Genomic DNA, 20,994 nt, shown 5'->3' with positions numbered 1-20,994 from the left:
TGGTTAATGTGAACTGATTAGCACAGATCTTTCAACATAAATACATCAGCATACGGATTATTATTATAACGTGAAATTTCATGGAATCCGTTTTTTTGGTATAGGGATATAGCAGATCGGCTTTCCTGTGTTGTATCCAGAAACATCTTCCTATATCCCTGCACAGCAGAATAGCGGATCGCGTGAGTTAAAAGCTTCTGGCCTAAGCCCCTTCCCTGGCAGGCACTGTACAAATACATCATTTTCAGTTCGCAGGTATAGGGAGAAAGACTTTTAACAGCAACGGTGCCTATAATCTGACCTCCATCTGTCAGATACCAGAAAGCATCATAAGAATTTGGAATATCATTTACTGCCTGGTGCCTTCCCAGGGGTTCAAAAGTTCTTCCTGATTCGGGCATACAATTCTCCAGGAATTGGAGAAGATCTTTTTGCAGATTCCGGTTATATTCCAGCAATTTAATATGATCCCATTCGATTGATAGCCCCTTGTCGGGCCTGATATCAGGTGCAGTATTTCGTATCTCCATGTTATCTCCTTAACAGTTCTTTTTTGCTTATTATAACAATGAATGCATAAAAGAAAAAGAACAATTTATACAATAATGGATGTCCCGGCGATGATTATAAGGTATAATAAAACAAAATTATTACAAATATAGAATTCGTATGGATAACAGGAGGAGTATAAAGTGAGTATACCAATAGAAAAGAGATGTGAAATAAAAATTGTCGACCCTCAGGATGCTAATATGCGCAGTGCCTATAACAGCCTGACCGAATCTGTTTTTGGATTTCAGTTTGAAAAATGGTATCAGGAGGGCTTCTGGAAGAAACAGCATGTGCCGTATGTGGTTATGTGTGAGGGGGAAATAGCAGCTAATATCTCGGCAAATATTATGGAATTGAATGTATTTGGCCAGCGTAAGACTTACCTCCAGCTGGGAACGGTAATGACGGCAAAGAAATACAGAGGACAGGGATTTGCAAAGCTAATAATGGAAAAAGTACTAAAAGAGTACAGGGACAGATTTGATCTGATCTATCTATTTGCAAATGATACCGTTTTAGATTTTTATCCCAAATATGGATTTGAGAAAATAACACAGTACTATTATTCTAAAGAAATCATGAGAGGTCAGCAAAATAAGAATCCGATAAATATAAGGAAGCTGGATCTGAACAGGGCTAAAGACAAAGTGCTGGCAATGAAATATATGGAGTTGGAAAATCCATTCTCCAGCCTGACAATGGTTAACAACGTAGAACTGTACATGTTTTATGCAATGATGTTTTATGGAGAGCAGCTTTACTATATAGAAGAGGCGGATACGCTTGTCTTTGCAGAGTATCAGGATGATACGCTGATTCTGGCGGAAGTATTTTGTTAGAAAAAAGTATCATTATCACAGGTTATAGAGATGCTGGCGAATGAAACCATTACACAGGTTAAGCTAATGTTTACGCCAGAGGACAAAGATGGATTTAGGATTGATGAAGTAAAGGAGGAAGAGACCTTATTATTCGGTAAAGGAAAAGATGCGGAATTTTTCCGCGAGAAAAAATGTATGTTTCCGGTATTATCACATACCTGAGAGTGTATAAAAGCTGTATCGGCAGTGTTACAGTGCAAGAGCGTGTCAGAAAGCAATTTTCAGACAAGTGCAAGACCGCATTCAAATGCAAGTGCCATGTATTTTTCAGCATTTGACAGGCCATAGAGTTCCAGATCCCGCGGTTCCCAGCAATCGGAATCCAGGTTATCCGCCCCATATAAAAATTGAATGAAAGGGATATTTCGGAATTGTGAAACAGCCAGCATGGAGGCATATTCCATTTCCACACCGATGCAGCCATTTTCTCTTCTCTGGGCAATGCGGTCCGGTGTTTCTCTGTATATGGCATCTGTGGTCCAGATTTTTCCTTTTACATAGGAGCATCCGAATCTATCCAGACAAGAGGTCAGTACATCAGTTGTCCATCGTTCAGCAGACAGCTCAAAGGAAGCCGGAGCATAGTGATAGCTGGTGCCTTCGTCACGGACAGCAGAAGTAGGAACGATGAGTTTAGATCCTACGGCAGTATCATCCAGGACACCGCAGCACCCGAATAATACAAATTTCTGCGCACCCATGGCGACTATTTCTTCAAAGCCTGCAACGCAGGCGGGAGCACCGACTCTGGAAAGATAGAACGCAATATCCACGCCGCCATAACTGGTCTTATATACGGGCAGTGTTCCGTTAGCTGAGTACAGATGGGCAATTACCTCCACCCCATCTCTTGAGGCAAACTTCTCGATAATATCATTAGAAAAAGTGGAGATACAGATCTCGGGAAAATGCTCTATGGGTTTTATAAAATCACAGGGATTGATAAATGCGGTCTTGGATGAATCAAATTTTTCCAAAATTGCTGCCATAATAATCCTCCTTATTCAGTGAAATGAAATTGTTTTTAGGTTGTTTTAAAGTTGTTTTGAATTTGTTTTGTATCATGCGCCTTCAGGCGGCAGAAGTAATTCTTTTATTTGTCTTACAATGCGGTCCGGAATATCTTTGTCAAGGGGCATAAGACGGCTGTACATTCGTACACCCTGATAAGAAAATACAATCAGATCAAATACAGCCGGAATATCCACCTGTTTGAATTCCTGCTGCTCTATCCCATATTGGATTAATCTGCTCCACATTTCTTTAGACAGCAGATATTGTTCCAGCAGGGCATTTGGAATATGTTCTGACTGGGGAAGGCTGTAAAATTCGTAGATGGCTACACTTAGCGAATTACCGGAATCCAACATTTCCAGGCGGTAACGTTCCAGAACGTCGTTAAGAATACAGAATGCAGATTCCTTCTTCTTGATTTTTTCTGAAAATTCATCTTCCTGGCGTTTTAATAGTTCTTCTAATATTTCAGCAAATATCTGGGACGTACTGTCGTAGTGGCGGTATAGCCCGCCGCGGCTGAGTCCTGTACATTCACAGATATCTTTCATGGTGACCTCTTTAAAACCCTTTTCCGCAAAAAGCGGATATGATTTCTTGAGAATTAGTCTGCGGGTTACGGTTCCTCTTCTATTCATTTTTTACCCCCTTGAATAGCGCAAGCCGGCTTGTGCTGTTCCTAAATTAGTAGTGTAAAAGCGATTTTCTTTATCATTAGATCAATCTTTGGTTATTATGAATTTATTAATGCGACACGCGTGTCTCTTAAAAGAATTATAAGACACGTGTGTCGCAATGTCAAGAGGAATATCAGAAATAAAATATAGGGAGATATACGACACAAAATATATAAAAAATAAGTCATAAAAATATTCAGGTTTATTGATATTGCGGGAGTGGTGTGCTAAATTAGAAAGTAAGAATATTTTTATATATTTTCAATACCGCAGCATTTATTACCGGAGATTGTTTGTGAGGAGGAACGTTATGATAACACAGGAAAATGCCTGCTATAAAAACGAGCTGTGGTGTGTCTATGAGTTAAAAGATGCCCAGGGAAATTATTATGAAGAAACCAGGCTGAAAATGAGAAAAGCAAGCCAGAACAATGAGTTTGTATGTCCGGACTGCGGAGAACACCTGGTTTTATGTGCGGGGAATAAAGTGGAACCTTATTTCCGGCACCATGAAAATGCGAATTGTCCTGTCCGCACCAATGGGCAGGGGAGCCGGCATCTGCTGGCAAGGCGGCTGCTGTTTCAGGCAGCGAAGAGAAGTTTTCCCAATGCAGAGATTACATGCAGCCGTCAGGGCGGTAAATATATATCGGATATATTTATAAAAGATGGGAATATGAAAATGGTATTGGAATATGCAGGACAGGATGTAAAACTGGAATTGTGGGAAAAGAAACATGCGTATTATAAAGAAGAGGGAATTATGGATCTCTGGTTTTTAAATGGGAAAAAATATGCAGATGATGTGCTGGCAACGTTTGAATATCTGATCTATTCTAATCAGGGAATTATTTTGCTGCTGGATATGGAAGATCAGGAGATCCGGCTGAAGCAGCGTTGTACCATACCTTTTAATCAGTCAGAAAGGGTATTTACAAAATCTTTTAAACTGGAAGAGATAACCATAGATCCGTCGGGTAAAATAAACTGCCCATTTGAAACCTGTAAAAACCAATTTATAGAAGATGTGGAAGAAATTTTAAAAAGTAAGAAAAGGGCGTATCAGTATAATGCTGACTCCGGAATATTTGATAAAAATCCTTACCGGGAGCGGGAAGCAGAAAAAGAGAGCGTACAGAAAATTGTTCAAAAATCAGGAGAAGTAATTGAAGTCAATCGGGAATATAAAAGGCTGCATATGGAAGCGGTGAAGGAAAGAGAAATCAGAAGGGACGGCGGAAAAAACTTTGAAAAGGATGGAACGCCCAGACAGGGTACGCTGGATGATAAGCTCCACAGGCGCAGTCTGACTTCTAAAGAAGGACCTTTGACAGTAAGAATGACGGCGATTGGAGAATCCTGGGATCTGCCCCAGTTGAAAGGGAACGAAGCCATGCTGCCAAAAGCAAGTACGAACCGGAAGTCCTATCTGGAAAGTCTGAATTTGAAACTGCAGAATATCCAGGATAGAAAAAAACAGGAGCTGCTCATATCAAAATCCATAGAAAAAATAAATTCCGAATTGAAAATATATTCCTGGCATTGCTATAAGAGAGGCTGAGTTTAAAAGTCTGTGGTAATAATTTATAATATGACACACAGTTGTCATATTCTGTGTCGTAAACTATAGTTATAAAACAAGAAAACGATAAGACACCACAAATAAATGTATCAGGTAAAGGAGACAGGGCGATGGGATTAATAACGGTAAATATAGAAAATATTGATAAGGAGCATATCTGCTGTGCAATTTCAGATAAAAAAGGGGAAACCTGCGTATCATCTAAGAAAGCATGGATGAAGGAACGATTTGCAGATGGTTTGGTATTTCGTAAACTAAATGAAAGAGGAAAAGTCTTTATAGAATATATTCCGGCTGAAAAAGCGTGGTTACCGATGGAAGCTCCCAATTATCTGCATATTAACTGCTTTTGGGTATCCGGTCAGTTCAAAGGACAGGGGTATGCTGATCAACTGTTGGAATCCTGTATCCAAGAAGCACGGGAAAAGAAAATGAATGGTGTAACGGTATTATCAGCAAAGAAGAAAATGCCTTTTTTATCCGACCCCAAGTATTTAAAGTACAAAGGGTTTTTGACTGCCGATACTGCAGCACCGTATTATGAGCTTTTATATTTACCATTAAAAGAAAATGCACCGGTTCCCTGGTTTAAGGAATGCGCAAAGGCAGGAGAGACAGATGAAAAGGGCATGGTGCTCTACTATACCAATCAATGTCCTCATACGGATAAATATGCACCTTTCATTCAGAAAATAGCAAGAGAGCACGGTACCGATGTCAAACTGTGTAAAATAGAAACAACACAGCAGGCTCAAAATGCACCCTCTCCATTTACGACATACAGCTTTTTCCATGAGGGAAAATTTGTCACAAACGAGATACTGAGTGAAAAAAAGTTTTTGAAATTTTTAGAAGACCACGGTATGTTATAATAACAGAGCAACTGCTGCATCACAGGAGGAAAAGGAATGTCAGTAGAATATACCTGCAGTCAGCTGGTAACTATGATACATGCACCGATTCGTGTTATGGATAAAAATGGTATGATAATAATGAGCTATGGCGGCATGGAGGATCATGAGGATCCTCTGGTCTGCGATAGCTCATTTCGGATGGAATTACGGAAGACAGAGCAGACAGGCGTACCCTTAATTATTCAGGAGCCGTGTCAGATTTTATATGGAATCGTCTGGGATTCCCGTGATAATGCCTACGTGGCAGGACCGGTCTGCACAGGCCGTGCCGGAAGAGATGTGAGCCGCAGCCTGGCAAGAAAGCACAAAATGAATCACGAAGAAGCTTATCGTGTGGGTGAAGTGGATATGGAGACATTTGGTGCGGGCATTTTAATGTTAAACGGATTATTAAATAATCAGGAAATTTCCCGTTATGAGCTTTGGCAGAGGAATGGATTAAAAGAAGAAAGCCTGGCTGGTTCCACAAAACAAATATCAGATGAAATATTTGACCGGCAGGAGAGGGCAGTTGCCCATAACCCATACAGTCAGGAAGTACGGGAAATGGACAGCATTCGAAAGGGAGACTGCAAGATGCTGGAAAAGAGCCTGTCGGAAACTTATCCCGGCAAAGTGGGCAAACTTGCCAGAAGCGAGCTGCGACAGGCAAAAAATCTGGCAATCTGTGTCATTACACTTGCATCCAGAGCTGCAATTGAGGGGGGCATACTTCCGGAGCTTGCATTTACCATGGTTGATGGTTACATTCAGAAAATAGAAGATATGGGGAGCGTAATGGAAATAGGTGCCCTGATGCGAAAGGCAGAGTACAATTTTGCCTTCCAGGTGTGGGAAGTGAAGCAAAAAGGAGACATGAATCCTTTGGTAGAACGTGCAAAAGATTACATTTTTAAAAATATGCATGTGAAAATCAGTGTGCAGGATATGGCAATGGAATTGGGAATTCATGCAGATTACCTCTCGGATTTATTTCACCGGACGGAGGGAATCACCCTGCAGCGTTATATTATGCAGAATCGGATTCAACTAAGTGAAAATCTGCTGCGTTATACCGATTATTCAGCCAAAGAAATCGGGTATTACTTTGCATTTCATTCCCAAAGCCATTTCGGGAAGGTTTTTAAGGAAGTTACCGGGATGACTCCGGGGGAGTATCGAAAGAGATTTGCAGTTATGGGGAATGACATTTGCTTGTAAAAGTAGATTTCAGGCATGTAAATATAAGATTAATAGTATTTATACAAGATTTGTGATATATATTGGAAATGCAGTCTGGTAAAATATCAGAAAATGATATTATACAGGAGGTTTTCTTTATGGATCAGATACTTTATGGAGCGGCTTATTATGATGAGTATATGCCCGTGGAACGGCTGGATCAGGATATTAAAATGATGAAGCAGGCGGGAATTAATGTGGTCAGGATTGCCGAATCTACCTGGAGTACTTGTGAACCCCAGGACGGCGTTTTTGATTTTACCCATGTGGAGCGGGTGATGGATGCTATGGAAGCAGCCGGCATATCTGTAATCATTGGCACCCCCACCTATGCAGTGCCGACCTGGATGGTAAAAGCTTATCCGGATGTACTGGCAACTACTGTTAAAGGTAAAGGAATGTATGGACCACGACAGATTATGGATATTACCAACCCGGTCTATCTCTTTTATTCCGAACGTATTATCCGTAAGCTGATGGAGTGTACTGCAAAGCGCAAATGCGTGATTGGCTATCAATTGGACAATGAAACCAAGTATTATGGAACTGCCGGAAAAAATGTACAGGAGAAGTTTGTAAAGTATTTAAGAAATAAATTTCACAATGACCTGGAAGCTATGAACCAGGCATTTGGTCTGGATTATTGGAGCAACCGTATTAATGCCTGGGAAGACTTTCCGGATGTCAGAGGCACAATTAATGGAAGCCTGGGAGCGGAGTTTGAGAAATTCCAGAGGTCTCTTGTGGTGGAATTTCTGGAATGGCAGTCGCAAATTGTTGCAGAGTATAAAAGAGAAAATCAGTTTGTTACACAAAACTTTGATTTTGAATGGAGAGGGTATTCTTATGGGGTACAGCCCGATGTAAATCATTACCAGGCAGCGAAATGCCTGAGCGTGGCAGGAACCGATATTTACCATCCTACCCAGGACGATCTGACCGGTGCAGAAATTGCTTTTGGCGGGGATTCTACCAGATCTCTTAAACAGGATAATTATCTGGTGCTGGAGACCGAAGCTCAGGGATTTCCATGCTGGGTGCCCTATCCCGGGCAGCTGAGGCTCCAGGCTTACAGCCACCTCGCCAGCGGTGCAAATGCAGTGATGTATTGGCATTGGCACTCCATTCATAATTCAATGGAGACTTACTGGAAAGGGTTGCTCAGTCATGATTTTAAGGAAAATGCAACCTATCAGGAAGCGGGAATTATAGGCAATGAGCTAAAAAGGATTGGGACAAAGCTGGTAAATTTAAAGAAGCGGAATAAGACGGCAATACTGGTAAGTAATGAATCCCTGACAGCACTGAAATGGTTCCCGATTGACATGGGAGCATCCACGGCGCCAAAGCTTTATTATAATGATGTGGTTCGCTGGATCTATGATGTACTGCATCAAAGCAATATAGAGTGTGACTTCATATTTCCGGAATCCGATAATCTGGAGCAGTATCAGGTACTGATCGTTCCGGCACTTTACAGTGCACCGTCAGTTCTTTTAGAGAGGATCAATTCCTTTGTGGACCAGGGCGGCCATCTGGTCACTACGTTTAAGAGCGGTTTTACAGATGAGAACGTAAAAGTACGCACTGAACAGCAGCCTGGGATTCTCAGTAAATGTCTGGGCGTAAATTACAGTCAATTTACCTTTCCGAAAAATGTGCGGTTGAAAAATAATATGCCGGATAATGACATGCTGGAGAACGTAATGCCGGAAGACAAATTAAATCAGCAAACCAATCTGGAAGTGAATGGGTTTATGGAATTATTAAAAACGGATACCGCAAAAGTGCTTGCATCTTACGAGCATGCGGCATGGAATAAATACGCAGCTGTTACGGTTAATGGATACGGAAAAGGGACTGCAGTTTATATTGGATGTATGACATCAGCGGAAGTATTGAAAAATATTATTAAATACACGTATCAAAATGCAGGCCTGTGGACAGCGGATCAACAAGTAGCATTTCCTATTATAATCCGAAGCGGGATAAACCAGCAGGGAAAAGAAATCCGTTATTATTTTAATTATTCACCGGAAGAAAGAACGGTAGAATACAGTCATCCCAAGGGGGTAGAATTGTTAAATCATAATTCTGTGGAACCGGGAGAGATGATTAATCTGAAACCCTGGGGGGCAGCAATTGTAGAAGAGGGCTCCAAAGACTAAATTCTAAAATATGCTTTGCTATTATCAGCGATAATATGCATAGCATATTTTTTTGCGTTAAGGCAGGGCAGAAGGCTAAGAATATACAAACTTATCAGGTATTTGATGGTTTGCCGAAGAGAAAACTGGAGATAATGTTAAGTAATAAAAGAATCAGTAACATTACATATATTTTACATATTCTTAACCAAGCCCGGATAGAGAAAGAAAATCTGTACTGCTATGATACATAGTGCAGCGTGTTATCCCGAAAGCACAGTTAACGGCAGATATTGGAAGCGGCTGCAGTGAAATGGGTGCAGGATCCTGCAGATAACATGTGCGGATATCAGGTATCCGCAGTTATTTACGCAATACTGTACTATTAACAAAGGAGATATATGGAGCAGATTACCTATAAGAAAATCAAGGAATCAGAAGAAATAAGAGCATATATAAAAAAGGGAAATGACAATCTGGGTGTGCTGGGATATACGGAGCATTCTCTGAGTCATGCAGTAAAGGTAGCGCAGATCGCCGGAAGAATTTTAAAAGAACTGGGTTATAGCAAAAAGGACATTGAACTTGCTAAGATTGCCGGTTATATGCATGATATCGGCAACAGTATCAATCGGAATGACCATGCCCACAGCGGTGCAATTATGGCATTTACACTGCTTCGCCAGTACGATATTCCGCCGGAAGATGCAGCTACGATTGTCAGTGCCATAGGGCAGCATGATGAGAAGACAGGAACGGCAGTAGATGCAGTATCAGCTGCTGTCATATTGGCTGATAAGACAGATGTTAGAAGGAACCGTGTGAGAAATGCAGTGAAAGAAAGTTTTGATAAACACGACCGGGTAAACTATGCAGCAGTTACTTCAGAACTGACCATTCAGACTGAGACAAAGACAATCCAGCTAAGTGTGGAACTGGATGAAAGTATTTGTTCAATTATGGATTATTTTGAAATCTTTTTGCAGCGGATGCTGATGTGCAAGCGTGCAGCCGAAATGCTGGGGTCGAAGTTTAAGCTGACAGCGAATGGTCATAAAGTCTGTTAAACAGCAAATGTGAGAGGTCATATACAAGAGATAAGAAAATGAGGATGTGAGCCACATGAAAGATAAAGACATGAAAGATAGAGATATGAAATATAAAGATACGAAAGATAAAGATAATAGAGATGTGAAAGATAAAGATACGAAAGATAAAGATATGAAAGATAAAGACATAAAAGATAAAGACATGAAAGATAAAGATAAAAAACATAAAGACATAAAAGATAAAGATATGAAAGGAAATGAGATGTCTTGCTTTGAAAACCGGGAATTATCCTGGCTGAAATTTAATGAACGTGTATTAGAAGAAGCTGCTGATCCAAAGGTGCCCACTTGTGAGCGCCTTACTTTTCTGTCCATTTTTCAGAGCAATTTGGATGAATTTTTTATGGTCAGGGTAGGTTCCCTACATGACCAGATGCTTTTATCAAAAGAAATCAGGGAAAATAAAACGCAGATGACCAGTAAGGAGCAGATGGAGGCCATTTTCAAACGGGTCAGGGAGTTGGGAAAAGCAAAAGACCAGATTTATGAGGAATTAATGCTACTTCTGGAAAAAGAAGAAATTCAAATGGTCAAAGTTAAAGAACTGACAACCGGGGAAATTGATTATTTGGAGCGCTACTTTGAACAGGAGATTATGCCGCTTCTATCCACCATGGTGGTAGGGAAAAAACAGCCGTTTCCATTTCTGAAAAATAACGAGATCTATGCTGCAGCAGTATTAGAAACAAAAACAGACCGTGAAAAATTTGGTATTGTTCCCTGCAGCAGTGAAGTATTCGGAAGACTCACGGCTATTCCGGGAAGAGCTGGAAGCTTCCTGCTGGTAGAAGAATTAATTCTTCATTTTCTGCCAAAAGTATTCAATAAATATCGGGTGAGTGCAAAGTCTCTGATTCGGATAACCAGAAATGCTGATATTGATGCAGATAGTATCTTTGATGAAGATCTGGATTATCGGGAGCATATGGCGGAGGTTGTAAAACTCAGAAGAAGACTTTGTCCCGTAAGGCTGGAATTGAGCAGGGAGCTGGATCATAAGATGACGGCTAAGCTGTGTGAACACCTGTTATTAAAAAAAGAGCAGGTATTTGTGTCCCAATCACCAATAGATCTTTCTTTTGTATTCCAGATTCAGGATCAGCTTAGAATGAAAAGCGAATTGTTTTTTGAAAAAAGAATCCCTCAAAAATCACCTGCTGTAGATGAAAAAAGACCGGTCATCGATCAGATACTGGAGCATGACATGTTACTGTCTTATCCATACGAGAGCATCAGACCATTTATTATGATGCTGAATCAGGCAGCGGAGGACCCTTATGTTGTATCAATAAAAATGACTCTTTACCGCCTGGCTAAGCATAGTGAAGTCATTGGAGCCCTGGTAGAAGCCGCGGAAAACGGTAAGCAGGTAGATGTCCTGGTAGAGTTAAAAGCCAGGTTTGATGAGGAAAATAACATAGAGTGGTCCAGAAGGCTGGAAGAGGCCGGATGCCATGTCATCTATGGCGTGGACGGGCTAAAGGTACATTCCAAACTTTGTCTGATTACCAGGAAAAGAGAAGGACAGATTGAATATATTACACAGGTGGGAACTGGAAACTATAATGAAAAGACAGCCCGCCTCTATACGGATTTATCCCTGATGACTGCGGATAACAGAATAGGTATAGAGGCAGCCGGTGTCTTCCAGGCACTAGCTATGGGAGAAGTAGTGGAATCAGCAGAACATCTTCTGATAGCCCCCAAATGCCTGCAAAACAAAGTACTGGAAATGATGGATGAAGAAATCCGTGCAGCAAAAAATAACGAACAGGCATATATCGGGCTAAAATTAAATTCCCTTACAGATAAGAAAATTATTGATAAACTAATAGAGGCATCAAGGGCCGGAGTAAAGATAGAGATGATTGTACGGGGAATCTGCTGCCTGCGTTCCCGTATTCCGGGGCAGACAGATCAGATAAAGATAATCAGCATCGTTGGCAGATACCTGGAGCATTCCAGAATCTATATTTTTGGTGACAGGGAAAGAGCAAAAATATATATAGCATCAGCTGATTTTATGACCAGGAATACACTGCGCAGAGTGGAAGTAGCAGTACCAATTTATGATACCCATCTAAAAGTGAGAATACATGAAATGTTTATTACAATGCTAAATGATAATGTAAAAGCAAGAGAGCAAATGGAAGATGGTTCCTATCAGAAAGTGGCAGCATCAGAAGTAGCGCTGGATTCCCAGAAGCTGTTTTATCAGGTTGCTTACCAGCATACAAATAAGCAGTAAAATGCCGGAGGACCACGAAATTAAAAGTGTTGTGGTCCTCCATTAGAAATAAATTAAAAAAATTCAAATTAAGTATTGACAAATCTTAGAAATCATTGTAGAATTATCTACGTTGCTGAACGGAACAAATACAGAAAAGCAAACAACAGGAACAGCAGTCTTTAAGCCCAGATAGCTCAGTCGGTAGAGCAGAGGACTGAAAATCCTCGTGTCGCTGGTTCGATTCCGGCTCTGGGCATTGCGAAAGCAAAAGCAACACACAATTTCATATGCGGGTGTAGTTCAATGGTAGAACACTAGCCTTCCAAGCTAGATACGTGGGTTCGATTCCCATCACCCGCTTTTCATCGAAAGATGATTATGCGCGAGTGGCTCAGTTGGTGGAGCGCGACCTTGCCAAGGTCGAGGCCGCGGGTTCGAGTCCCGTCTCGCGCTTTTGTTTTGCCCGTAAATACGGGCTTTTTTGATGTTTAAGATCATCCACACCAGGGTGATTTTTTTATTTGACTACTGTTTGACTACTACATGGATTTTTTTAATAAAAGATCTTCTAAGGTATCCGATGCAACAGAGTTTGATTCTTTTAGAGCATGTGTGTAAATATCCATTGTGGTACTTTTGCGCTTATGTCCTAACAGTGCGGATACTGTGCTTATGTCGGTTTTCTTACTAATCAGCAGTGTAGCGGTGGTGTGCCGCAGACAGTGCAGGTTTATGTCCGGAAGCTTATGTTCATCATCCACAGTCAGATTGTACTTTCTCACAACGCTTTTAAATGCGTGTGTAGGAGTACTGGGGTTCATCTGCCTGCCGTCCCACCTTGTAAATACAAAATTCCCGTCTCGGTTCCAAATTTCCCCCATCTTAATAATTAGCATATTTTGTTGTGCTCTCCATTTCTTTAAGGATTCCATAACCGGAAGTGGTAATACCACATCCCTTTCCGAGTCTTTCGTTTTTGGCTTTTTTGTAATCATCTTCCCTTTTACCATGGCGGAAGAGGTTGGAACGTGAATAGTGTTTTTAGAAAAATCTATATCATCCCAGGTAAGGGCTATTAATTCCCCGCGCCGGAAGCCGCCGAACAATGCCATTTGAAAGAATACTTTTAATGACATGGACATTTGATGGCTCTGCATATAGTCCTTAACGTTGTATTTTCGCCCTGTATCATCGATTCTACCGTGTGCCTTATAAACACTCGTATAGGACATTTCAAGCGCCTGTAAGAAGCGTTCAGCCTGTTCCGCATTGAAGTGTTTAACTTTGTTGTCCACTACTTTATCTTGCGCCGGCTGCGACACGGTAACTTTGCGGCAGGGATTGGAGTCTATAACACCCCATCTTACGGCAGTACTTAATACAGAACTTATTACAGTGTTTATTTTTTGTACACTTCCCAGGCTCAAGCCGCCGGGTTTTCCGTCGGATCTACTACCGTCTTTAAACAGCTTATTATAAAAGGTCTGTAATGTCATAGGTGTAATCTTTGCCATTTTAAGATGACCGATAGCAGGGAGGATATGACGTTTTAAACGATCCTCATAAACTTCCTGTGTAGTCAGCTCTAATTTTTGTTTTGCATAGTCTTCCCACCACTTTTCGGAAAAGTCTTTAAATGTAATTTTTTCACCGTCATAATATTTGCCGGATTTTACTTTTTGCTCAAACTCCATCACAAATACGTCCAGTGCCTTTTCTTGCTTTTTAGGAGTCAGCGACATGTCCATCCTGTAAGTAGTAGTTTCAATAATTTTTTTCCCGGCACAGTCATAGCCATTGCTGACGGTGATCTGATATGTGTTACCTCTTTTTCTTACGCTTGCCATTAAATATCATCCTTTCTCTTAAAAAAGGGTATAAAAAATACACCCTATGAAATTTTAAGGATGTATGTTATAATCTAAGTGACTAATTTAAATTAATCTACATCCATTTTGGTTGATAGGTTATCTAAAACTGTTCGGTACTCCAATACCGGGCAGTTTTTGTTTTCTGTAGTCATTTGTAATCGTAAATTTAAGTAAAAATCACTCTCAAACCCGCATGGTTACTACATTCTTTAGCACTTTAACGTCACACAGTTATTAATATATATATAAATTTCTTATTATATAATAATATAAAAAATTTTTTATAGTTAAAAACATAAAAGATGTTGAGAAAACCTGTAGTACTCGTGGTAACCCTCATAAACACTGGAAAGTAAGCGTAGTAAACCCGTGGTAATTGCGTGGTAAAGTGTAGTAAATTAGTTAAAGATTAAGTAATTGCTTCTTTTTTGCTTCAAATTCTTCCAATGTAATAGCGCCAATATCTAAAAGATTTTTGAATTTTAATATTTCATCTGCTACCGACGAAGTGTTTTGCACCGGATCAGTAACATTTTCAGATTGCCTTACTATTAAATCTAATAGTGATATGATTCGTTCAGATGAACTTTTCATCAGACCATAGGTCATACTGGATTTTTTTGTTTCACTGGACAAAAGTTCTATAGTCATGTTCGAAATCCATTTGTTGTTTAATGAGATACGAATATGCATATCAGTGACAACCGGCTTAGTTTTCTTTTTTCCCGTTGTTCCACCTACTATAGCCCCAACAGCGCCAAACAATGCGCCCCCAACAACAGCGGAGCCGATCCCGCCCTTTGTAATGGTTTCTCCGTCTTCTACATATTCATAATCAATTAATTCATTAAAATGAAATACCTTATTACTGTTCACAGCGTTTTTTTTTGCCGATTTTGAAAAGTTTATTTTTAGTATCTATAAAAATATAAGGATCTTCTTTATTAGTGATCGTAAAAGTATTAAGAAGAATTTCATTGTCTTTGAGACTTTCTCTATATTGATGAAAATCATCAAATGAGTTAATGTTAATCCCAAAAGTTCCGCCAATACTTTTAGTACAGTCACGACATATTTTGCCGTCATTCACGTTTATGCTAAGTAAGCCTGTTTTACCGCCACATATGCCGCATGCTTCTTTTTTACCTAATAATCCCATAATATTATCTCCCATAATCTTTCATTCTTAATTCTATTAATTTCATCCCATAGCCCGTGATTCTTGATATTTGATCGACAGTGAATTCTTTATAATCTGACAGTTCGTCATCTGATATTAATAAATTTACGGCAAAACGATTTGCTTCTACTTCATTTTTGTTGGTGAGCATTAGTGTATGATGTTCTAAGAAGTAGCAGTTCTCTTTTGAGTGCATAATTGCGTGCCCCAGTTCATGCGCCATAACCAACCGCATAAAATACATATCTTCTAATTCAGAATTTATAAAGATACATTTATGCTTTTTTTGATATTTGTAATATCCGCTGATTTCACCTAAAGGAACTTTGAAAACCTCAATACCTAATGACCTGGCAATCTCAAAAGGGTTATTAGTCCCGTATTTTCTTATAAAGAAGGCTGTTAGACATTTTATGTCTTTTTTCAATTTATCCCCACCTACTTTTTTATCTTTTGTTTTTGTACGGATCGTATATTTCCTTATTTTTTACTTTTAGATGCCGAAGGCTCATTTCTATGGCGTCTTGTAACAAATCTAATGAGTCAGGATCTATTTCAGCACCATTATATCTCAATGGTCCATCTTCACCGGATCTTATTTTACCCATTATATTACTTAAATCTTTCGCAATGTCCTTCTCATCCTTAGCCGTTAATTCACGCCCGAGTAAGTAGTCAACCGATACGTCAAAATAATCAGCCACCTTAGAAAGCTTATCCGTATTAGGTGATGAGTTTTTCCATCGGCTAATAGTTCCGTTCCCTAACCCCAGTTCACTTTCTAAATTGGGGAGACTCATATCACGCTGATTTGCTAGTGTTCTAATCCTATCTACTAGAGTCATTTCAGTACCCCTTTCAAAAAAAATAAAATACATGAAAAAAATCATGCAAAAGGTATTGACAACTAGAAAAAAATCATGTAATATGTGTTTATACCAAAGAACACATGAAAAAAATCTACTAAAGCAAACAAGTGTGCGAAACTTGCTGCTATGGTACATGATAATTTGCTGTTACCTTTATGCATATATAATAGATTATTTTCTAGTGTTTGTCAATACTATATTATAAATTTTCTAGTGAAAAGAGGTGAAAAATGTGCTTTTTAAAAGAATTGTAGAGTTATGTAATAGCGAACGTATCACAATTGCCGAATTAGAACGTAATCTTCACTTTGGAAATGGAACGATCCGAAATTGGGAATCAAAAAATCCATCACTTGAAAAAGTGAAAGAGGTGGCGGAATACTTCGGTGTAAGTATTGATTTCCTGGTATCGGAGTTAAAGATTCCGTCGAAGGAGAGTAGGAATTTGGCTTACAAGTTAGATGAATACTCAGATAAACAAAAATCTTTGATCAAATGCTATATGTCATTGATCGAACATGACGAAGTGGAGGTGTAGGGATGAATGAGCGCGATAAAGAATTAGAAAAGAAGATAAAAAAGTTTGACAGGGCGGTACTACATTACTTATTTACTATAGTTTTCAGTATGCTGACCGCCATTTTAACCACACTGGCATTAACCGGGAAACTGTAAAGAGATCCAAAAAGTGATTAATGAAGTGAAAAAGGCTACTACAACCGGAACGAAGAAGGATTTGAATAAAAAAGATTTCATTTTATCCCAGGTGTACTGATAAGGATGTATTCCTAAATGTGTCAAGGTGAAAATACCATGATTCCCAAATTCAAGGTATTCGGTACGGCATAATTCTTTAAGGATAGTAATCATTTCAACTTTTAAATCAGAACAATCACAGACCCTGGATAAATCATTGTGCACACGAATTAAACCATTCTGGTAATGTAATTTAATCGGTTCATTATTTGATAATTTTCTTATACGTTTTAATATTTTCTTACACTGGAATGTCAAAATAAACACCGCCCTTACACTTTAATAATTCAATTATATCATAGAAAAAAGGAGGAATCAAAGATATGAACGAAATTAAGATTTTTGAAAATGCTGAGTTCGGGCAGATACGAACAGTTGAGATTGACGGCGAGCCATGGTTAGTCGGTAAAGATGTAGCAGAAGCACTGGGGTATTCAAATCCACAAAAGGCAGTTAGGGATCATGTTGACACCGAAGATAGAGGGGTGAACGAAATGGTCACCCCTGGAGGAAAGCAAAATTTAACAATAATTAACGAGTCCGGAATGTATGCTTTGATATTTGGTAGTAAGCTGCCGGAAGCGAAGAAGTTCAAACACTGGGTAACAAGTGAAGTTCTTCCTTCTATAAGAAAGACGGGCGGTTACACAATGGGGAATCAGGAAGAAGATAAAAACATTTATTTAGAAGCCGCCCGGATCATGGGGAACATTCCAAGCTCACGACGATATGTGGTTAACATTTTAAGACATATCGTACCGGACATTAATGACGGTGAATCATCCGAAAATAAAACATCGAGTAGCGGCTATACAAAACCGTGGGACGCTATAGGATTTTCAAGTTATTTGGATCGTATCCATATGTCTACATCGGAATTATCAGAACGTAGTGGTTTAGGTAGAAGCCAGATATCCGGCTATCGAAATGGATTTATCAGACCGGGAGAAGTTGCTCGGAAGAAAATAACGGATGCGCTGAACCTGCAAGAAGGTCATTTCAGCAGGGAATCAAGAAGGAGAAAATAATGGAAGAAAGTATTGTCGCATCTGAAAGAAGTTTATCCAAGGAAGATCTAAACTCACTAGTAGGGTACCTCATAACACGTATCGCAGAAGGTATGAGCGATGACGGAACAGATTATGTTGTAATGGATCTTTATAACATCGAAACAAAATTAACAATGGTTTTAGCGCTTGACGAAAATGGAGAAATTCATTTGTCAGAACCTAGGGGAAGGTGGTAAATAATGCAAGAATTAATCAGACGCGGTGACATCTACTGGGTGGAAGCGTTACTATTGACAATTATCACATTTTTGTTACTGCCGGATGTGAGTTTAAGTAATATGCAGGCAGTATGTGCAATATTAGGGATATATACTGCATGGTTATGCTTTGCGGATTATATAAAATCAAAATTGAAAAGGAGATTAAAGTATGAAGAAAAAAAAGATTATCAAAAGTTTGAAACGGATTCAGAAATTCTGTAATGGTAAATCCTGTGATACGTGTCCTATAAACGATGATAGACTCACCTGTCCCGGCTGTATGTTTAGGAGTCGTACACCAAACGACTGGAGAATAAACGATATTGCAGAAAGATTTTCGAAAAAGGAGGAATAAAAATGGGTACGATAAGGAGCCAATTACTGCCGCCGAAGAAAGCCGCAGTATATACGAAACAATATGGCGTCTCGGAAACTGCTATTAGAAACATGCTTAAAAAGCAGGAGATACCGGATGTAATATATACAGGCACAAAAGCCCTAATAAACATGGGGAAGTTGTTTGACTGCCTGGGGATAGTGGAGGAAAAATAATGAAATTAGCATTTACTTTAGCAGAAAGACGCATTTTAGATCATTTGGGAACAATGTTTAACACGGCAAAGCTAAACGTTGAAATGGACGGAAGAGAAGCCGTTATAACAGACAGCAACGGGGATGTATTCCATGCGGTTTACAGTAAGGATATGGACGTCGTATATTTAAAAACCCCCATCTAAGCGGCAACTTAGAAAGGGGAACAACTAACAAAAGTATTGTAACATTTATGTTCCAATATTTCAAGTGAGGTGATGTAAATGACAGAGATAAATCTATACGATCATCAGCGACAGGCGTTAAGTGAAACAGAAAAAAGAAATCGTGTAGCATATTATCTTGATATGTAATGGGACTCGGGAAAACCTTTGTAGGATCTGAAAAAATGTGGCAATTGGATTCAGACGTCAACCTTGTCATTTGTCAGAAATCTAAAGTGGATGACTGGATTAAGCATTTTCAGGATTGCTATTCTTCCTGTATGAACGTTTGGGATCTAACAAATCCCCGGCAATTTGACAACTGGGAAGTAGTAACGAAGCGCCCCCCAGGAGAAAAAATGAATATAGGAGTAATTAACTACGAATTAGCGTTCAGACGTCCGTCATTAGCCAAATTAAGCAATTTTACACTGATGCTTGATGAAAGTTCCATGATACAAAATGAACAGGCTAAACGGTCAAAATTTATCCTTAGGTTGCAACCTGAGAATGTTATTTTGCTAAGTGGTACCCCAACATCCGGCAAGTACGAAAAACTGTATTCACAGATCAAATTGTTGGGATGGGAGATATCAAAAGATGCTTTCTGGAATACCTACATTAAAACCATAGATATGGATTACGGCTGTGGATTTCCGATAAAAAAGGTTGTCGGATACAAAAATGTGGATCAACTTAAACGAAATCTGGCGGACCATGGCGCAGTGTTTATGAAAACAGACGACGTCTTTGACCTACCGGAACAGATAGAGCAGACGGTCAACGTCCCGATGTCCAAAGAATATAAGACTTTCCAGGTCAATTCTTATATAAATGTGGACGGCACAGATCTGGTAGGTGACACCAGTCTCACAAAAATGCTGTATGAGCGTATGTTGTGTGGTCATTACAGTAAGGAAAAACTGCAAGCATACCGGGATTTATTAGAGTCTACCAGGGACAGATTAATTGTGTTCTACAACTTTGATGCAGAACTTGATGCCCTGGTAAAGATAACCCGGGAGTATACGAAACATATTTCTGTGGTAAATGGTAAGAAAAAAGACCTGTCTTCATATGAGAAATATGACGACTCTGTGACCTTTATACAGTATCAAGCGGGGGCTATGGGACTTAATTTGCAGAAAGCAAATAAGATCATTTATTTTACCCTTACACAATGGTGTGAGTTGTTTATGCAGAGCAAGAAGCGTACCCACAGGATCGGACAGAGGAACACTTGCTTCTATTATTATTTAATATGCAGCCGGAGTGTGGAGGAGAAAATTTATAAGGCACTCTCTAAGGGAGTGGATTACACAATGGCGCTTTATGAAAAGGAGGATGACAAATGAATGATTTGACTAGACGTTTAAAGGAATTACGGGAAGAAAAGGGACTTACGCAGGAAGATATTGCGGATATGTTGGACGTAACCCGGAACACTTATGCCGGGTATGAGATGGGGAGGTTTATCCCGAATGCGTGGCAAGTAGCCCAATTGGCGTCTCATTATGGGGTAACAACGGATTATTTACTGGCATTAACAGACAGTAAGCAGCCGTATGTTAAAACCCTGCCGAATATCCCGACTAAAGACTTATTAGAAGAAATTGACAGGAGGATTTCCACAAATGGCGCAAGAAAAGAATTATGAAAATAAGATTAAAAAGTTTTTAAAATCACAGGGTGCATGGTTTATAAAATATTGGGCGGGTGCCCCGTTCACAAAAGCAGGTATACCGGATATTTTAGCTTGCGTCGGTGGGTATTTTGTGGGAATAGAAGTAAAAGCCCAGGAAGGTGTTGTGTCAGAAATACAGAAATATAACATTAAACAGATCCGGAATGCGGGAGGTTTTGCGTTCGCATTGTATCCCAGTGGATATAATCAATTTCAAAAATTTGTTGAAGATCTAAAACAGGAAAAATTTAACCGGAATATACCGGAAATTTTAAAATAACA

General features: G+C 39.5%; 26 protein-coding genes and 3 tRNA genes. 21 read left to right on the top strand and 8 right to left on the bottom strand.

Annotated features, from left to right (window positions below; all coding sequences use genetic code 11):
* Positions 1–17: 17 nt before the first annotated feature.
* Positions 18–530 (bottom strand): GNAT family N-acetyltransferase, encoded by a 513-nt coding sequence (locus tag CD03_RS0118555; protein WP_052377866.1) that lies wholly within the window; start codon positions 528–530, stop codon positions 18–20.
* A 162-nt stretch (positions 531–692) separates the two neighbouring features.
* Here CD03_RS0118555 and CD03_RS34045 point away from each other — a divergent pair, with 162 nt between their 5' ends.
* A complete protein-coding gene (locus tag CD03_RS34045) occupies positions 693–1,391 on the top strand; it encodes a GNAT family N-acetyltransferase (protein WP_052377865.1) in 699 nt (232 codons plus the stop codon).
* 30 nt (positions 1,392–1,421) lie between these two features.
* Positions 1,422–1,595 (top strand): hypothetical protein, encoded by a 174-nt coding sequence (locus tag CD03_RS37960; protein WP_197041676.1) that lies wholly within the window; start codon positions 1,422–1,424, stop codon positions 1,593–1,595.
* 59 nt (positions 1,596–1,654) lie between these two features.
* Here CD03_RS37960 and CD03_RS0118545 read toward each other — a convergent pair whose 3' ends face one another.
* Both CD03_RS0118545 and CD03_RS0118540 read right to left on the bottom strand, forming a co-directional pair.
* A complete protein-coding gene (locus CD03_RS0118545) occupies positions 1,655–2,422 on the bottom strand; it encodes a nucleoside phosphorylase (RefSeq protein ID WP_027294908.1) in 768 nt (255 codons plus the stop codon).
* Positions 2,423–2,494: 72 nt separating this feature from the next.
* Entirely contained in the window at positions 2,495–3,085 is a 591-nt protein-coding gene (locus CD03_RS0118540) for a TetR/AcrR family transcriptional regulator (RefSeq protein WP_027294907.1), read from the bottom strand.
* Positions 3,086–3,434: 349 nt separating this feature from the next.
* Here CD03_RS0118540 and CD03_RS0118535 point away from each other — a divergent pair, with 349 nt between their 5' ends.
* The 9 genes from CD03_RS0118535 to CD03_RS0118485 all read left to right on the top strand — a co-directional run bounded on the left by CD03_RS0118535 (position 3,435) and on the right by CD03_RS0118485 (position 12,780).
* Positions 3,435–4,685, top strand: coding sequence for a competence protein CoiA family protein (locus CD03_RS0118535; protein ID WP_027294906.1), 1,251 nt, complete (start codon positions 3,435–3,437; stop codon positions 4,683–4,685).
* 131 nt (positions 4,686–4,816) lie between these two features.
* A complete protein-coding gene (locus CD03_RS0118530; protein WP_027294905.1) occupies positions 4,817–5,578 on the top strand; it encodes an N-acetyltransferase in 762 nt (253 codons plus the stop codon).
* Between the two features lie 36 nt (positions 5,579–5,614).
* The gene (locus CD03_RS0118525) at positions 5,615–6,820 is read left to right on the top strand and encodes a helix-turn-helix domain-containing protein (RefSeq protein ID WP_027294904.1); all 1,206 of its coding nucleotides are present in this window, start codon (positions 5,615–5,617) and stop codon (positions 6,818–6,820) included.
* Between the two features lie 119 nt (positions 6,821–6,939).
* Positions 6,940–9,009 carry a beta-galactosidase gene (locus tag CD03_RS0118520; RefSeq protein WP_027294903.1) on the top strand — a complete coding sequence of 690 codons (2,070 nt, stop codon included), beginning with the start codon at positions 6,940–6,942 and terminating at the stop codon, positions 9,007–9,009.
* A gap of 380 nt (positions 9,010–9,389) precedes the next feature.
* Complete coding sequence (locus CD03_RS0118505; protein WP_027294901.1) at positions 9,390–10,055, top strand: HD domain-containing protein; 666 nt, start codon at positions 9,390–9,392, stop codon at positions 10,053–10,055.
* 55 nt (positions 10,056–10,110) lie between these two features.
* Positions 10,111–12,345, top strand: a complete 2,235-nt coding sequence (gene ppk1, locus CD03_RS0118500) for a polyphosphate kinase 1 (protein WP_330377269.1) — start codon at positions 10,111–10,113, stop codon at positions 12,343–12,345.
* Between the two features lie 165 nt (positions 12,346–12,510).
* Positions 12,511–12,583 (top strand) — tRNA-Phe (locus tag CD03_RS0118495).
* A gap of 33 nt (positions 12,584–12,616) precedes the next feature.
* Positions 12,617–12,687, top strand: a tRNA-Gly gene (locus tag CD03_RS0118490).
* 20 nt (positions 12,688–12,707) lie between these two features.
* Positions 12,708–12,780: transfer RNA gene (locus tag CD03_RS0118485), tRNA-Gly, on the top strand.
* Positions 12,781–12,866: 86 nt separating this feature from the next.
* Here CD03_RS0118485 and CD03_RS0118480 read toward each other — a convergent pair.
* From CD03_RS0118480 to CD03_RS0118465, 5 genes are all read right to left on the bottom strand, one after another.
* Complete coding sequence (locus tag CD03_RS0118480) at positions 12,867–14,174, bottom strand: tyrosine-type recombinase/integrase (protein WP_027294899.1); 1,308 nt, start codon at positions 14,172–14,174, stop codon at positions 12,867–12,869.
* 426 nt (positions 14,175–14,600) lie between these two features.
* Positions 14,601–15,074, bottom strand: a complete 474-nt coding sequence (locus CD03_RS37290) for an SHOCT domain-containing protein (RefSeq protein ID WP_052377864.1) — start codon at positions 15,072–15,074, stop codon at positions 14,601–14,603.
* The gene (locus CD03_RS37285; protein ID WP_044289489.1) at positions 15,064–15,357 is read right to left on the bottom strand and encodes a DUF4428 domain-containing protein; all 294 of its coding nucleotides are present in this window, start codon (positions 15,355–15,357) and stop codon (positions 15,064–15,066) included. Before CD03_RS37285 ends, CD03_RS37290 begins: the two co-directional genes overlap by 11 nt.
* Positions 15,358–15,361: 4 nt before the next feature.
* On the bottom strand, positions 15,362–15,805 hold the full coding sequence (locus tag CD03_RS0118470; RefSeq protein ID WP_044289488.1) for an ImmA/IrrE family metallo-endopeptidase: 444 nt from the start codon (positions 15,803–15,805) through the stop codon (positions 15,362–15,364).
* Positions 15,806–15,824: 19 nt separating this feature from the next.
* Positions 15,825–16,223 (bottom strand): helix-turn-helix domain-containing protein, encoded by a 399-nt coding sequence (locus CD03_RS0118465; RefSeq protein ID WP_027294897.1) that lies wholly within the window; start codon positions 16,221–16,223, stop codon positions 15,825–15,827.
* Between the two features lie 256 nt (positions 16,224–16,479).
* On the opposite strand from CD03_RS0118465, the gene CD03_RS34030 reads away from it, so the two are divergent.
* The 10 genes from CD03_RS34030 to CD03_RS34015 all read left to right on the top strand — a co-directional run bounded on the left by CD03_RS34030 (position 16,480) and on the right by CD03_RS34015 (position 20,992).
* The gene (locus tag CD03_RS34030) at positions 16,480–16,785 is read left to right on the top strand and encodes a helix-turn-helix domain-containing protein (protein WP_044289487.1); all 306 of its coding nucleotides are present in this window, start codon (positions 16,480–16,482) and stop codon (positions 16,783–16,785) included.
* A gap of 2 nt (positions 16,786–16,787) precedes the next feature.
* Positions 16,788–16,922 carry a hypothetical protein gene (locus CD03_RS38945; RefSeq protein WP_255348099.1) on the top strand — a complete coding sequence of 45 codons (135 nt, stop codon included), beginning with the start codon at positions 16,788–16,790 and terminating at the stop codon, positions 16,920–16,922.
* Between the two features lie 404 nt (positions 16,923–17,326).
* Positions 17,327–18,031, top strand: a complete 705-nt coding sequence (locus CD03_RS37280) for a BRO family protein (RefSeq protein ID WP_081820285.1) — start codon at positions 17,327–17,329, stop codon at positions 18,029–18,031.
* Positions 18,031–18,249 carry a hypothetical protein gene (locus CD03_RS0118440; protein ID WP_027294895.1) on the top strand — a complete coding sequence of 73 codons (219 nt, stop codon included), beginning with the start codon at positions 18,031–18,033 and terminating at the stop codon, positions 18,247–18,249. The genes CD03_RS37280 and CD03_RS0118440 overlap by 1 nt, the downstream gene beginning before the upstream one ends.
* Positions 18,250–18,252: 3 nt before the next feature.
* Complete coding sequence (locus CD03_RS0118435; RefSeq protein WP_027294894.1) at positions 18,253–18,495, top strand: hypothetical protein; 243 nt, start codon at positions 18,253–18,255, stop codon at positions 18,493–18,495.
* 135 nt (positions 18,496–18,630) lie between these two features.
* Positions 18,631–18,825, top strand: a complete 195-nt coding sequence (locus tag CD03_RS0118430) for a hypothetical protein (protein ID WP_027294893.1) — start codon at positions 18,631–18,633, stop codon at positions 18,823–18,825.
* Positions 18,825–19,010: a hypothetical protein gene (locus CD03_RS0118425; RefSeq protein WP_027294892.1), complete on the top strand. Its 186-nt coding sequence runs from the start codon at positions 18,825–18,827 to the stop codon at positions 19,008–19,010. Before CD03_RS0118430 ends, CD03_RS0118425 begins: the two co-directional genes overlap by 1 nt.
* A 167-nt stretch (positions 19,011–19,177) precedes the next feature.
* The gene (locus tag CD03_RS0118420) at positions 19,178–20,383 is read left to right on the top strand and encodes an SNF2-related protein (RefSeq protein ID WP_330377266.1); all 1,206 of its coding nucleotides are present in this window, start codon (positions 19,178–19,180) and stop codon (positions 20,381–20,383) included.
* Entirely contained in the window at positions 20,380–20,685 is a 306-nt protein-coding gene (locus tag CD03_RS34020; protein WP_044289486.1) for a helix-turn-helix domain-containing protein, read from the top strand. The genes CD03_RS0118420 and CD03_RS34020 overlap by 4 nt, the downstream gene beginning before the upstream one ends.
* Entirely contained in the window at positions 20,663–20,992 is a 330-nt protein-coding gene (locus tag CD03_RS34015; RefSeq protein WP_044289485.1) for a hypothetical protein, read from the top strand. Before CD03_RS34020 ends, CD03_RS34015 begins: the two co-directional genes overlap by 23 nt.
* The last annotated feature ends 2 nt before the right edge of the window (positions 20,993–20,994 follow it).

The organism is Robinsoniella sp. KNHs210 (assembly GCF_000686105.1).
In the GTDB taxonomy this organism is placed as follows: Bacteria; Bacillota; Clostridia; order Lachnospirales; family Lachnospiraceae; genus Robinsoniella; species Robinsoniella peoriensis.
This window is presented reverse-complemented; position numbering and strand designations above follow the sequence as displayed.